At 59.3% G+C, this 13,840-nt stretch carries 9 protein-coding genes; 4 read left to right on the top strand and 5 right to left on the bottom strand.

Annotated features, from left to right (window positions below; all coding sequences use genetic code 11):
* Window positions 1-271: 271 nt before the first annotated feature.
* Window positions 272-2,644, top strand: coding sequence for a mechanosensitive ion channel domain-containing protein (locus tag AC2FJ6_RS05475; RefSeq protein ID WP_496668569.1), 2,373 nt, complete (start codon window positions 272-274; stop codon window positions 2,642-2,644).
* A gap of 88 nt (window positions 2,645-2,732) precedes the next feature.
* Here the strand turns inward: AC2FJ6_RS05475 and AC2FJ6_RS05470 are convergent, their stop codons facing one another.
* From AC2FJ6_RS05470 to AC2FJ6_RS05450, 5 genes are read right to left on the bottom strand one after another with little or no spacing between them, the layout of a single operon-like run.
* Window positions 2,733-4,088 (bottom strand): CoA transferase, encoded by a 1,356-nt coding sequence (locus AC2FJ6_RS05470; protein WP_170769879.1) that lies wholly within the window; start codon window positions 4,086-4,088, stop codon window positions 2,733-2,735.
* On the bottom strand, window positions 4,085-5,239 hold the full coding sequence (locus tag AC2FJ6_RS05465; RefSeq protein WP_170769880.1) for an ABC transporter permease: 1,155 nt from the start codon (window positions 5,237-5,239) through the stop codon (window positions 4,085-4,087). The genes AC2FJ6_RS05470 and AC2FJ6_RS05465 overlap by 4 nt, the downstream gene beginning before the upstream one ends.
* A complete protein-coding gene (locus tag AC2FJ6_RS05460) occupies window positions 5,236-6,264 on the bottom strand; it encodes an ABC transporter permease (protein ID WP_170769881.1) in 1,029 nt (342 codons plus the stop codon). The genes AC2FJ6_RS05465 and AC2FJ6_RS05460 overlap by 4 nt, the downstream gene beginning before the upstream one ends.
* 13 nt (window positions 6,265-6,277) lie before the next feature.
* On the bottom strand, window positions 6,278-8,188 hold the full coding sequence (locus AC2FJ6_RS05455; protein ID WP_170769882.1) for an ABC transporter substrate-binding protein: 1,911 nt from the start codon (window positions 8,186-8,188) through the stop codon (window positions 6,278-6,280).
* Window positions 8,181-9,953, bottom strand: a complete 1,773-nt coding sequence (locus AC2FJ6_RS05450) for an ABC transporter ATP-binding protein (RefSeq protein ID WP_170769883.1) — start codon at window positions 9,951-9,953, stop codon at window positions 8,181-8,183. The genes AC2FJ6_RS05455 and AC2FJ6_RS05450 overlap by 8 nt, the downstream gene beginning before the upstream one ends.
* A 233-nt stretch (window positions 9,954-10,186) precedes the next feature.
* Between AC2FJ6_RS05450 and AC2FJ6_RS05445 the strand changes: the two genes are divergently transcribed.
* The 3 genes from AC2FJ6_RS05445 (at window position 10,187) to AC2FJ6_RS05435 (ending at window position 13,839) form a co-directional block, all read left to right on the top strand.
* The gene (locus AC2FJ6_RS05445) at window positions 10,187-10,684 is read left to right on the top strand and encodes a class I SAM-dependent methyltransferase (protein ID WP_331252079.1); all 498 of its coding nucleotides are present in this window, start codon (window positions 10,187-10,189) and stop codon (window positions 10,682-10,684) included.
* 11 nt (window positions 10,685-10,695) lie between these two features.
* A complete protein-coding gene (locus AC2FJ6_RS05440) occupies window positions 10,696-11,325 on the top strand; it encodes a glutathione S-transferase family protein (protein ID WP_480897558.1) in 630 nt (209 codons plus the stop codon).
* 111 nt (window positions 11,326-11,436) lie between these two features.
* On the top strand, window positions 11,437-13,839 hold the full coding sequence (locus AC2FJ6_RS05435) for a GcvT family protein (RefSeq protein ID WP_496668567.1): 2,403 nt from the start codon (window positions 11,437-11,439) through the stop codon (window positions 13,837-13,839).
* Window position 13,840 lies beyond the last annotated feature (1 nt).

The raw sequence follows: 13,840 nt of genomic DNA, 5'->3' as shown, positions 1-13,840 counted from the left end.
GTCAAAACCGACAAACATTGCGATTTGGCTACATGTTGCAATGAAATGGCCCAACGTCGCTTTGCTCTACATCAGGTTCCGGGTCGAAAACCTCAATTGTTGTCCGGCCCGGTCTTATTCACTTTCCATCGCGATGGAAATACTTCGGTCACCGCTATTGCGGTGGGAACACGTGGAAAGACGAACTGGGGTCGACATCAGTTGAGCATTTGAACACGGGATTGTGCTTCTATAGGCTGCGGGGCAAATGCGGACGTGGATGAAAGACCCGATGACAACAAGATTATTTGCCGTTTTTGCGCTGTTGGCCTGGGCAATCGCGTTGACTTTTGCAGGCGGAGCTGAAGCGCAAACATCGCTCATTCCCGGCTACACAACGGGTGCGGACAGCACCGACGAGGCCTCGGAAGGTGGGGGTCTGGCTGCTGCGATCCGCTCAGCAACCGAGGCTGGTGCCAGCGTTATCGTCATCGACAGTGCGGGGAAAATCGTATCGTCGGGTGCACCGGCACAGGCCAATCAGGACGCCGCAGGCGACCCGATGGCCGATGGGTCGCAATTGATGAAAGCGCAGGAGCGGTTTTCGAAATTCCGCGAGTCGATGCAGTCGCGGCTTGAGGCGCTGCCTTATTCGATTTTCGAGGTGAAATACGTCCTGCGCCAAACCAGCCCCGATGGCCGAATACAGACCTATGTCGAGGTGCTGTTCTGGAATATCCTGTTCCTGCTGCTGGGGCGGTGGCTGTCGACCGAGATCTACGGCAAGCGCATCGCCAAGGGAATCGTGGTCGCGCGATCCAAGGAAAATCCGCAGGGCTACCGCGAAAAAATGCCGTTTCTGGTGTTCCGTTTCCTTATGGGGATCGGGGGTACAATCTTTGCCATGCTGATGGCCCTGATCGTCGGGTTCCTGTTTTTCGGCGAGGCTAAGGATATCTCGATCCAGTTCACGGTCACGGCGATATTCGCGGCCTTCTTCCTGTCGCGCACGGTGTCCGATCTGTGGCGTATGGTGCTGTCGCCCTATCTTAGCCAGTACCGCCTGCCGCCGTTTTCGGACCGGGACGCCAAACGGCTTTATATCTGGGCTTCGGCGATTGCGACCTATGACATCTCGGTCGTGATGTTTTCGACCTGGGTCGCGGATTTCGGGCTGAACTATAACGTTTATGCCATGGTCTATGGCGGCCTGACCATGTTGGGTGCGTTGGGCAATTTGCTGATGATCGCGTTCAATGGGCGTGCCATTTCCCATGCCATCCGGGGCGGACGTACCAAGGAACAAGTGTCGTGGATCCTGCGTTTCATCTCGCTGGCTTGGGCACCTGCGCTGATCGTCTATATCGTGTTCAGCTGGTTCAAACTGGCTGTCGATCTGGTGCTTGAAAACCAGAACTCGATCCCGATCGTGGCCAGTAGCTATGCCATCTTTATGTCGGTGGTGATCGCTTACGGTGCGATGAACTATCTGCTTGAGCGGTATTTCGACCGCAACCGCCAGATGGAGGAGATGAACGCCGAAGACGCGGATGCGCCCGAGGAGGAGTTAATCGAGACCCCTCTGGCCGAAAAACGCGCGCATTCCATCGTGACGTACGAGGATCTAGCGCGCCGTGTGGCTGGTATTCTGGCCTTTGTGGTTGGGCTTTACGCGCTGGTCGTCATCTGGAACCCGGATGCCAGCTGGAGCGAGGAACTGCCTATCGAGCGTTTCCTGGACGTGATGGTGATCATCTTCATTGGCTATGTCCTGTTCCATTTCTTCCGCATCTGGATTGACAGCAAGATTGCTGAAGAGATTGACGATGGCGGGGCCGAGGCCGAGCTGGGCGATGAAGGTGGCGAAGGCGGGCAAAGCCGTCTAGCCACTCTGCTGCCGCTGTTCCGGGGGGCGATCTTGGCGGTGGTTGTCGTAACCATTGCGCTGATCGCGCTGATGGAAATGGGCATCAATGTCAGCCCCCTGTTTGCGGGCGCGGGTGTTGTGGGTCTGGCCGTTGGGTTTGGATCGCAGACGCTGGTGCGGGATATTTTCTCGGGGGCGTTTTTCCTGATGGATGATGCGTTCCGCAAAGGGGAATATATCGACATTGGTGATGTGAAAGGCACTGTCGAGAAAATATCGGTCCGGTCGTTCCAGCTGCGTCATCATCTGGGTGCGCTGAACACCATTCCTTTTGGTGAGATCAAGGTGCTGACCAATTATTCCCGTGACTGGGTGATCATGAAGTTACCCTTGCGCGTAACTTATGACACTGATGTCGAGAAGGTGCGCAAACTGATCAAGAAGCTGGGGCAGCAATTGCTGAGCGACCCGGTCATCGGCGACAATTTCATCCAGCCGCTCAAGTCGCAGGGTGTGATCGAGATGCAGGATTCCGCGATGATCATCCGCGTCAAGTTCATGACCAAGCCGGGTGATCAGTGGTTGGTGCGCAAAAAGGTCTATCAGGAAATCCGCGAATTGTTCGCCCGCGAAGGTATCCGGTTTGCGCACCGCGAGGTAACGGTGCGTCTGGCCGATGAGAAAGCGCCCGAAGACCTGACGCCGAAACAGCGCGAGGCGGTGACAGGTGCGGTGCAGGCCGCGATTGACGAAGATTATCTGGACGATATCGGCCCCGGCGGAGGGGATGACAGATAGGACGTGCTCCCGCCCCTTTGGGCCGCGTTCCTGACGAAACGCCACCCAAAGCGTTGGGCCGGGCCGCGCGTACCGCGCGGCGGATGCGCTAGGGCTTCAGCGTTGGCCAGACGGGTTGGGACGTGCCCAGTTTCGATGCAGGCAGAGGCCAGTGCATGTCCGTTGTGCTCAACCTCAGGGCCGGTTTTAGACGATGACCGACACCCGAGCCGGATTCCTCGGGCGTGCGGGCATAGTCGGTCGGGTTGGCATTTTCGATATCCTCAGACGTTTCGGACTTGCTGAGAATGGCCAGCAATTCAGCAGTTCGGGCAAGGGACAAGCGGGCCTGCATGATTGAGTTACCTTGGGCGGCCTCGGCCAGAGCAGACAGCACGGCGGCGGCCATCAGATAGCCGGTTGCGTGGTCCAGCGCCTGCACTGGCAGGGGCGTCGGCTTGTCTGCCTTGGCCCAGATGCGGCCAGTATCGGCGATACCTGCGCTCATCTGCACAAGGCTGTCAAATCCGCGCCGGTTCGCCCATGGCCCCTGCCAGCCATAGGCGTTCAACGTGACTTCGACCCGGTTGGGCGCAATCGCGTCCCGTTTCGCTTGCGTCAACCCCAGCGCATCCAGCGCGCCTGGGCGATAGCCATGCACGAACACATCCGCCTGAGACAGCAATTCCTGTAATGTCTCCATTCCGGCGGGCGACTTTAGATCCAGATAGGCACAGTGTTTGCCCAGCGAGACATCCGGGATCACGCCGGGTTCGTCCCAGCCGGGCGGATCAATACGCAAAACCTCGGCCCCGACCCCGGCTAGAGTGCGGGTGGCAATGGGGCCTGCCAGAACGCGGGTCAGGTCCAGAACGCGCAGGCCCTGAAGCGGCCGTTCGGCCGTGGCCTCTGGACGGTCGCGCAGCATGATCTGGCGGGGGTTGTGCCAGCCGATCAACGGATCACGCGACATCGCCCGGCCTTGGGGATGCTCCAGCCATTCGGCCCTGCTGCGCATTGCGGCGGTGGCGCCGCCCTCGGCCACGATGGCGGTTTCCAGATCGGCGACAGCCCATGTCTTGAGGGCCTGAGCGACAGCATCGCGGTTCGCATCGACCTTGAGCACTTTCAATGCGGCCAGTCGGTGGCGCGCTAGGTTGGTATGTAGCCTGATCCACCCGTCAGAAGCTTGATAATCCCCGGCGATGGCGTCCCAGAGGCTCGGCATCTCCCACCCTTCGGGCTTGAAGGAAAACCCGTACCACAGTGAAGCCAGCCGGTGATCAACCGTGACGTCGGGCGCGCTGGACGTCAGGTTCAGGGACACCATCAAGCGCGCCAGCTCTTGCCCCACCGCGGCAAAGCTGGCGGTGGCCAGTTCAGATACGGCAAAGGCGCTGGGCCGCGCTCCGCTTCCGATTACTCGATAGCTTTCCGAGTCAGGAAGCGCCGAAACCAGTGTCATTGCTGATAGGGGTCGAGACTGTCACGCAGCCCGTCGCCAAGGAAGTTGAAAGCCAGCACAACCACGATGATCGGCAGCATCGGGATCGCCGTCCACGGGTAGATCTCGATCGAAGCGAGGTTCTGCGCGTCATTCAGCATCACGCCCCAACTAACCGCTGGAGCCCGCAGGCCGAGGCCTAGGAAAGACAGCGCCGTTTCCCCCAGGATCATCGCCGGGATCGACAGAGTGGCAGAGGCAATAAGGTGGGACATGAAGTTCGGCAGCAGGTGCTTGCGGATCACACGGCCCGAGCTTGCACCCATCATTTCGGCTGCGCGCACATATTCTTCCTCGCGCAACGACAGGAACTTGGCGCGCACAGATCGGGCAAGGCCGGGCCAGTCGAGTATCCCGAGGATGATCGAGATTATGAAGAACACTGCCACTGGGCTCCAGTTCGAGGGCACCGCTGCAGACAAGGCCAGCCATAATGGCAGTTCGGGCAGTGAGCGTAGAATCTCGATGACGCGGTTGATGACCCAGTCGATCTTGCCGCCGAAATAACCCGCCATCGACCCGAACAGGATGCCTAGGAAGAACGACACCGAGATGCCGATCAGGCCCACGGTCAGCGACAGTTGCGCGCCATAAAGAATGCGGCTGAAGACATCCCGACCCAGACGGTCGGACCCCCACAGGAACAGCGTTGCCCCTTCGGGCGCACAGAACAAATGCGTGTCCGACTTGATCAGCCCCGCCAGCTTGTACTCGGCCCCTTCACAGAAGAATTGGAGCGGGCGCGGATCGCTGGTGTCGGTCACGGCTTTCCACTGGAAGGTCTCAAGGTCGGCCTCGATCACCGTCGGGTAGACAAACGGACCGACGAATTCGCCTTCGTGGAACCAGTTGACGCTTTGGGGTGGGGCATAAAGATGCTCGTCATTGCGTTCATTCGCACCATAGGGGGCAATGAACCCGGCAAAGGGCAGCATCAGGTAGCACAGCAGCAAGAAGATACCCGAGATCAAGCCCAGTTTGTGGGTGCGGAATTTGCGCCAGACCAGCAGCCAGTTGGGGGCGTCCAGATCAGCTCGCTCGAGCTGTTGCAGGGCGGCGTCTGGATCGAAGGGGGCATCGTCGACATAGCGACCGTCAGAGCGTTTGGTCATGCTTCACGCCCCTCATACCGAATTCGCGGGTCCAACATGACCAGCAAGATGTCCGAAATCATTGTCCCGATCAGCGTCAGCAGTGCGACGAACATCAGGATGAAGGCAGACAGGAACTGATCCTGCGTCTTCAGCGCGGTCAGCAAGGTCGGGCCGATGGTTTGCAGCCCTAGCACCACCGAGACCAGAACCGACCCCGACACCATTGAGGGCAGCAGGTTGCCGATATCGGCGACAAAGGGGTTGAAGGCCACGCGCAGCGGATATTTGGTCAGCATCCGCGACGGGGCCATGCCTTTTGCGATGGCGGTTTCCACATAGGGTTTACCCAGCTCGTCCAACATATTCGCGCGCAGCCGTTGCATCATCGCCGAGGCGCCCGAGGTGCCGATTACAAAGGTCGGCACAATCAGGTGGAGAAGGATGGATTTCATCTTGTCCCAGCTCATTGGCTCACCCTCGTAAATCGGGTCCATGAGCCCGCCGATGGGCAGGTTGAAATATTGGTGGCCGTAGTAGAACAGGATCAGGGCCAGCAGGAAGTTCGGCGTGGCCAGACCCAGATAGCCCACAAAGGCCGAGGTATAGTCGATCCACGTCCGCGACCGCGCCGCCGCAAGGACACCAAGCGGCAAAGCGACCGCATAGACAAACAGGATTGCGGCAAGGTTCACCACAACGGTCAGCCACAGTGTGTCGCCCACAATCTCGGCCACCGGGCGGTCAAATTCAAAGGACCAGCCGTAATTGCCTTGAATCAGCCCCTCAAACCCATGGGGGCCGGGCCAGAAGCCCATCCAGATCAGGTATTGCTCCCACATCGGACGGTCCAGCGCGTATTCGGTCCGCAAGAATTCGGCCTTGGCCACACCGGCGGATTGCCCTGAGGCCTGAAGCTCGGCGATTTGGTTGCTGAGGTAATCGCCAGGCGGCAGGTTGATGATCACGAAGATTAGAACCGACACAACAAGCAGTGTCAGCAGCATCGTGAAAAAGCGATACACCGCGTAGCGCAGCATTACCATTTAGCTGCTCCTGTCAGTCGGCGAAGTAGAACTCGTCAGGGCGATGGATGCCGAAATGCGCGCCGGGTTCCCATGCCCACATGGCCTGTTCGGGCACGTTGCGCAGGCGGTTGGACACAACGATGGGCTGCGGGGCGCCATTCAGAATGCCGATGGCATAAAGCTGATCGGCGTGGATCTTCAGCATCTCGGACCAGACGGCCTTGCGTTCGTCATCTGATGTGGCGATTTCCCAGTCATGGGCAAGTTCCATCAGGCGCTCGGCCTCGGGCATATCGGGCGCTTCGCCGACATCGCCGCCGGTCTGGTAATACTGCCCCCATTTAGGCCAGGCCAGAAACACCTGATCGGTGGGTGCCAGATAGGCGGGTGAGGTGTGGGCCTGCGGGATACCGTCATCCCAGCCAAACCAGACCGAGGCCATGGTGTTACCCGCAAACACCCGGTTCCGCAGGATGTCCCGGTCCAGCGGGCGCATCACCAGATCGACGCCTATCTCGCGCCATGTGTCGGTAACGATCTGCAAGGCGTTCTCGACCTCTTGCCGCTCACCGGCGGTTTCAATGATAAGCTCCATCGGGCGGCCATCGGGTAGCAAACGAATACCATCCTTGTCGCGCTGGTTCAGGCCAGCTTCGTCCAGCAAAGCGTTTGCGGTTTCGATGTCATATTGCGCCCAGGCCTTGGCGTTTTCCTCGTCATAGAAGGGCGAGGCAGGCAGAACCGACATCGCACCCGGTTGCGCCAGTTTGAAGTACAGCGCCTGATTGATCGTCTTGCGGTCAATGGCCAGCGACAGCGCGCGACGCACGCGCACGTCGCGCAGAACTTCTCGCCATCCGTCATCGGCAAAGTTCAGGTTGGGATAGATCGCAATCTGCGAGGCAACACCGGTTTTCCACAGCAGGGTTTTGTAATTCCCCCCGGCTTCACCCTTTTTCAGGATCGAGGCGTCCCGGAACGCCAGCCCACGCCCTTGCAAATCGGTCTCGCCCGCATTGGTCTTGGCGGCGACCAGACCGGGTGCCACGATCTCCATCTCGACCACGTCGATATAGGGTAGTTGCACACCTTTGCTGTCGATGCGGTGGTAATAGGGGTTGCGGACAAAGTTGTGCCGGATCTTTTTGCCCGAGCTGGCATTCAGCCAAGGTTGCAGCGTCGGCAACTCGTGATTGTCGAACTTATAGAGGTTATCCAGCTTGTTATGTAGCGCCGCCCAGCTTTTGACGCGGGCGTCTTCGACCTGAAAGGCCAGCTCATCGGCGTCAGCGAAGCTCTCGTGATATTGTTTCAGAAACGCGGATGGGCGGTAGATGAACGGCGGGCGTGCCTGTGCCAGTGATTGCAGGAAATCAGGGTTCGGGTCGGCCCATTCGAACACGATGGTCGTTTCATCAGGGAAAGTGACGGTCGGGCTCTTGCCTTCGACAATCAGGAAATCCGGCGGCCCCGACGGGCTGAGCAATTCGTTATTGGCTACGTCCTCCCACCAGTATCGAAAATCTTCGGACGTAAAGGGCGACCCATCGGACCATTTGTGGCCTTCGCGCAGGTTCAGGGTGAATTTGCGGTTGTCTTCATTGGTGAAGGATTCCAGCAGATCAGGGACAATTTCGTAATCTTCGTCAAAACCGACCAGGCGGGCATAGCCATAGACCACCATCTGCCGAATGTCCTTGGATCGCGTCACCATGGTGCGCAACGTGCCGCCCGGCGTTCCGAACTCACGCCCCTTGGCGGCCAGATCGACCACCAGCGGCTCAGCCGGTAGGCGTTCTGCGACGGGAGGCATGTTTCCGGCGGCCACTTCGTCTTCCCAGAACGCGCTTTCCTGAGGGGTGGGGGTCTCTGCAGTGGCGGGCAGAAACCACAGCGCCGACATTGCGGCTGCCAGGATCAGGGGGCGAGTGGTCTTAAACATGGCATCGTACCTTATGGCCGGGCTCCATTTCCACCAATGAAGGTATCACGGAGTCGGTAAATCGGAAGGCGTCATCCCAACTGTCGGGCGAACCGGCGCCCAAAGCAACCAAATTCAGGTCGATGGGCCGGTTGATGTCGGGTTCCGGTTGTGCGGCGATCAGCGCCTTTGTGTAGGGGTGGTGCGGGTTGTAGAACAGTGTCTCGGGCGGGGCTTGTTCCACCACAAGGCCCCGGCGCATCACTGCAACTTCGTCTGCGATGCGCGCCACGACCGCAAGGTCGTGCGAGATAAAGAAATAGGACAGTTTCAAGCTGTCTTGCAGGTTTTCCAGCAGCGTCAGGATCTGTTCCTGCACCGAGACATCCAAAGCCGAGGTCGGCTCGTCACAGACAATCAGCTGTGGGTCCAACATCATCGCCCGTGCGATAGAAAGGCGCTGTCGCTGACCGCCTGAAAACGCGTGAGGATAGCGTTTCAGCATGTCGGCGTTCAGCCCGACCCGTTGCAGCATCTCGGCCGCTTTGTCCCGTTGTTCAGCGGGCGAGCCGATCTTGTGGATCTCCAACGGCTCGGTCATCGCGTCCTGAATGCGCATCCGCGGGCTGAGCGAGCTGTAGGGGTCCTGAAACACCATTTGCGCCTTGCGCTGAAACGCAGTGCGCTGGGCGCGGGTCATGTGGTGAACCGTGATCGGGTCGGCGTCGGGCGCGGTGCGAAACAGAACCTCTCCGCCCGGATCGGGGGGCTCGGCCCCGAGCGCAATGCGGGCGGCCGTGGTTTTGCCTGATCCGCTTTCGCCGACAATGGCCAGTGTCTTGCCACGTGCCAGATTCAGATCGACACCGCGACAGGCATGGATCAGCCGGTCACCTTGCCACCCTTTGCTGGAGCGCATGGTATAGGTTTTGGAGACACTGTTCATTTGCAGGATTAGGTCCTCGCCGGGCATCGGAATGCCAACAGCTTCCTTGTCGGGAATCTGGGGCGCGGCGTTGAACAATTGCTGGGTGTAGGGATGCGCAGGTGTGGTCAAAATAGGCGCGGCCGCCCCGGATTCCATCACCCTACCCTTGTGCATAACGACCACTTGTTCGGCCATATTGGCAACGACGCCCAGGTCATGGGTCACAAGGATCAGCGCCATGCCCGTCTCGCGCTGCAACTCTTTGATCAACCCCAAAACCTGCGCCTGCGTGGTGACATCCAGCGCGGTGGTTGGCTCATCCGCGATCAGCAGTTCCGGCTTGGCAACCATTGCCATGGCAATCATCGCACGTTGGCGCATGCCGCCGGACAGCTCGAACGGGTAAGAATCATAGGCGCGCTGGGGGTCAGGAAAGCCCACGCGTTCGAACTGGGTCAGAACTTCTTTGCGGGCCTGCGCCTCGGACGCGCCGCGATGCAGCCACAGAACCTCGCTGACCTGATTGCCGATCTTGTGCAAGGGCGACAGCGACCGCATCGGTTCCTGAAAAATCATCGAAACCCGATTGCCGCGAATGTCACGCATCTGGCGCTCACTGATTGCCGTCAGGTCTTCCAATCCTTTGGAATCATTCAGAGTAATGGTGCCGCTGCGTATCTGGGCCGTGCGCGGCAGGATGCGAAGCGCCGCGCGGCACGAGATGGTTTTTCCAGACCCGGACTCGCCCACCAACGCCAAAGTCTGCCCGGCCTCGACGTCGAAACTGACGCCCTGAACCACGGCCTCACCCGCACCGAAGCCGATGCTGAGGTCCCTGACAGACAACAACGCAGTCATGCGGGTTTCCCACCCGTTCGGCCGTCACTCGGCATAGGCTTGATCAACTCCCCGTGTTTTTTGTCGCAGTTTCGCGCGGTTGGGCCTGATTAGTCAAACCCGTTCTTGGGCTGAAATGTCGCGGGAATATGAAACTGAGGCGAAATTGCCTACACAAACCCTTGAGGATTTGTCATCACAGACGGCGTCGATGCCTGATTAAGCTTCGGCAACTATCAAGGAGAGATTTTCCCGTGCCCGATCCCCAAAGCCGCCTCGATCTGTTCATTGACCGCATGGTCTCGCAACGGGCCTGTCTGGACTATGCCATCGCTCAAACACAGGGGATGGACGGGCCGGTATTCGAGCTGGGCCTGGGTAATGGCCGTACTTATCACCACATGGTGCAGTATGTGCGGAACCGCCCGGTATATGTGTTCGAACGCGCCGTGGCCTCGCACCCGGATTCGACCCCGCCGGAAGATCTGGTGATTCTGGGCGATGTGCGCGAGACGTTGCCCGCATCGCTGGATCGATTCGGCGCTACGGCCAGTTTGATCCATGCCGATCTGGGCGGGCATAACCGCGAAAAGAACGACGCTTTTGCCCGGTTCGTGTCCCCGTTGATCGAGCCGCTTCTGGCCGAGGGCGGATTGATGGTCTCCAGCGATCGGATGTATTTCGATGGGCTGACTGAACTGCCCCTGCCAGACGGAGCAGTTGAAGGGCGTTGTTTCATTTATCGCCGCTGAAGGGGGCTCTAATGCTATTCTACGATTGCTCGACTGCCCCGAACCCACGCCGCGCGCGGATGTTCATTGCTGAAAAAGGGCTGGAGATTGAGACCCGCGATATCTCGATCGCAAAGGGGGAACAGCTGGCTGAGGACTTCCGTGCGATCAACCCCAATGCCACGCTGCCCGTGCTGGTGACAGATGAAGGGACGGTATTGACCGAAAACCTCGGAATCGCGGCCTATCTTGAGGCGCAGTTCCCAGAACCGCCGCTGATGGGGCGTACCCCGGATGAAAAAGGGTTGGTTTTGATGTGGAACAGCATCGTCGAACAGCAAGGCGGTGCCCCTGTGGCCGAGGCGCTGCGCAACGCGCATCCAGCTTTCGAAGGACGAGCGATTCCCGGTCCTGCAAACTATGCCCAAATTCCCGAGCTGGCGCAGCGCGGGGTCGAGCGGGTGGAACGGTTCTTTGCGATGCTTGAAAATCGGCTGAAAGACAGTGCCAATGTGGCTGGGCCAGAGTTTACGCTGGCCGATATCTCGACCTTTGTGTTTGTGGATTTCGCTCGGGTGATCAAGATGCGGATCCCGCAGGAAAATTCGGCGACGCTTGCGTGGTTCGATAAGGTCGCCGGCCGCCACAGCGCCCAGCTTTAAGGCCCATTGAACCCCGAGACGCGTTCTAAAGTTCAGAACTGTACAGAAATGTCTAGACAGATATGAACAGTGCGTCTAGCGTTCCCCGCGAGCCATGCAGGGGAGGGCAAGATGAAATCTCAGTATCGCGTAGTGGTCATTGGGGGCGGCGTCGTGGGGGCGTCTGTATTGTATCATCTGGCCAAGTTTGGCTGGTCGGATGTTGTTATGCTGGAGCGGCGGCGATTGGCCTCGGGGTCGTCTTGGCATGCGGCGGGCGGTATCCATGCGTTGAACGCCGATCCCAACATGGCGGCGTTGCAAGCCTATACAATCGACCTGCTGAGCGAGATCGAGAAAGAATCCGGCCAGAATATCGGCCTGCACATGACTGGTGGTCTGACTTTGGCTGGTACACCCGAGCGTTGGGAGTGGTTGCAGGCCAATTACCGCATCTTCCAGTCCATCGGCATTGATGATTGCGAGTTGCTGACCCCGGAAGAGGCGCAGAGGCGTTGTCCGATCATGTCGACCGAGGGCGTGTTGGGCGCAATGTGGGCTGATCGCGAGGGATATATCGACACAACCGGTACTGTGCAGGCCTACGCCACGGCGGCAAAAAAGCGCGGTGCGGAATACTATGAGGAAACCAAGGTCGAAAGCCTGACGCAGACGGCCGATGGGTGGGAGGTTGTGACCGACAAAGGCACGATCACCTGCGAACATGTGGTCAACGCGGCGGGTCTGTGGGCCAAACAGGTCGGGCGCATGGCCGGAGTCGAACTGCCGGTCTCGCCGCTGAAACACCACTACCTGATCACCGATACGGTGCCCGAGGTCGCGCAAGCGGATTTCGAGATGCCGATGACCGTGGACCTAGAAGGGTTCACCTATATGCGGCAGGACCAGAAAGGCGTTCTGGTCGGTATTTATGAAGTTGAGCATGAACACTGGGCGATGGATGGCGCGCCGTGGAACTATGGCGAGGAACTGTTTCAGGAACAGCTGGATCGGATCGAGAATGAGCTGACGCTGGGCTTTGAGCGGTATCCGTCGATCCAGAATGTGGGCATCAAGACCTGGGTGAACGGCGCGTTTACCTTTGCGCCGGATGGCAACCCTCTGGTCGGGCCGGTGCCCGGCAAGCGCGGCTATTGGTCGGCCTGTGCGGTGATGGCCGGGTTCTTGCAGGGCGGCGGCGTTGGCAAAACACTGGCCGAGTGGATGATCCATGGCGAGCCCGAGGCGGATGCGTGGCCGATGGATGTGGCGCGTTTCGGGGATTTTGCGCAGAACAAGCGGTATATCCGCGAAACCACGGGGCAGTTCTATTCGCGCCGCTTCGTGATGACCTATCCGAACGAGCAACTGCCCGCAGGCCGCCCGCTGAAAATGGCCCCCGCGCACGACGCGATGACCGAGGCCGGGTGCAAGTGGGGCGTCAGTTGGGATCTTGAGGTGCCGCTCTATTTCGCGCCGAAAGGGTTCGAGGAAACGCCGACGCTCAAACGGTCAAACGCGCATGACATTGTGTCCGAGGAATGCAAGGTGATCCGCGAAGGTGCGGGTCTTTTGGATATTTCCGGCTTTTCGCGTTTCGAGGTCAGCGGCCCCAATGCGCAGCTTTGGCTGGACAAGGTCATGGCTTCGAAACTGCCTGCGCCGGGGCGTGCCAAGCTTGCCCCGATGCTGGGCGAGAACGGGCGGCTCAAAGGCGATCTGACTGTCCTTAACTGGGGCGACGGAACGTGGTGGATCATGGGTAGCTACTACCTGCGGGCCTGGCACATGCGCTGGTTCGATGACCACATGATTGACGGTGTCTCGGTCCGCGATCTTGGTGAGGAATATTGCGGATTCGCCGTGGTTGGACCGAAGTCGCAGGCGGTGGTCGAGAAACTGGCCGAGCAGGATATCGCAAGCCTTCCTTTCATGGGCTGTGGGGATTTCGACATCGGTCTGGTCCGCGCGCGCGTGGCCCGCATGTCGGTGACGGGCGAGAAAGGCTATGAGATCAATTGCCGCTATGGTGATCACATCAAACTGCGCCGAATTTTGCTTGAGGCCGGGGCTGACGAAGGCATCCGCGAATGTGGCTTTAACGCGATGCTGTCTACGCGACTTGAGAAAAGCTTTGGGATCTGGTCGGCTGAATTTACTCAGGCGTACACGCCGGGCATGACCGGGATGGATCGTTGGATCGACTGGGACAAATCCTTTGTGGGCAAAGAGGCCGCCATGGCCGAACGCGACGGCAACGGACCAGCGCAGGTTCAGGTCACGCTAGAGGTCGATGCGCTGGATGCGGATGCCAGCGGGTATGAACCGATCTGGTCGAGTGATGAGCGGGTGGGTTTTGTGACCTCGGGCGGCTACGGGCACTACACCGGCAAATCCTTGGCGATGGCCCTGGTTGACCGCGACAAGGCCGAGCCGGGGACCGAGTTGTCCGTGCATGTGGTTGGCGTCGAGCGTCCCGCGCGGGTCATTTCTGCTTCGCCCTACGATCCGCAAGGCAAAGCGATGCGGGGCTGAA

This window comes from Ruegeria sp. CDSA089 (genome assembly GCF_059612205.1).
Note: the sequence above shows the minus strand (reverse complement) of the source record. Positions and strands in the feature narration are given on the sequence as shown.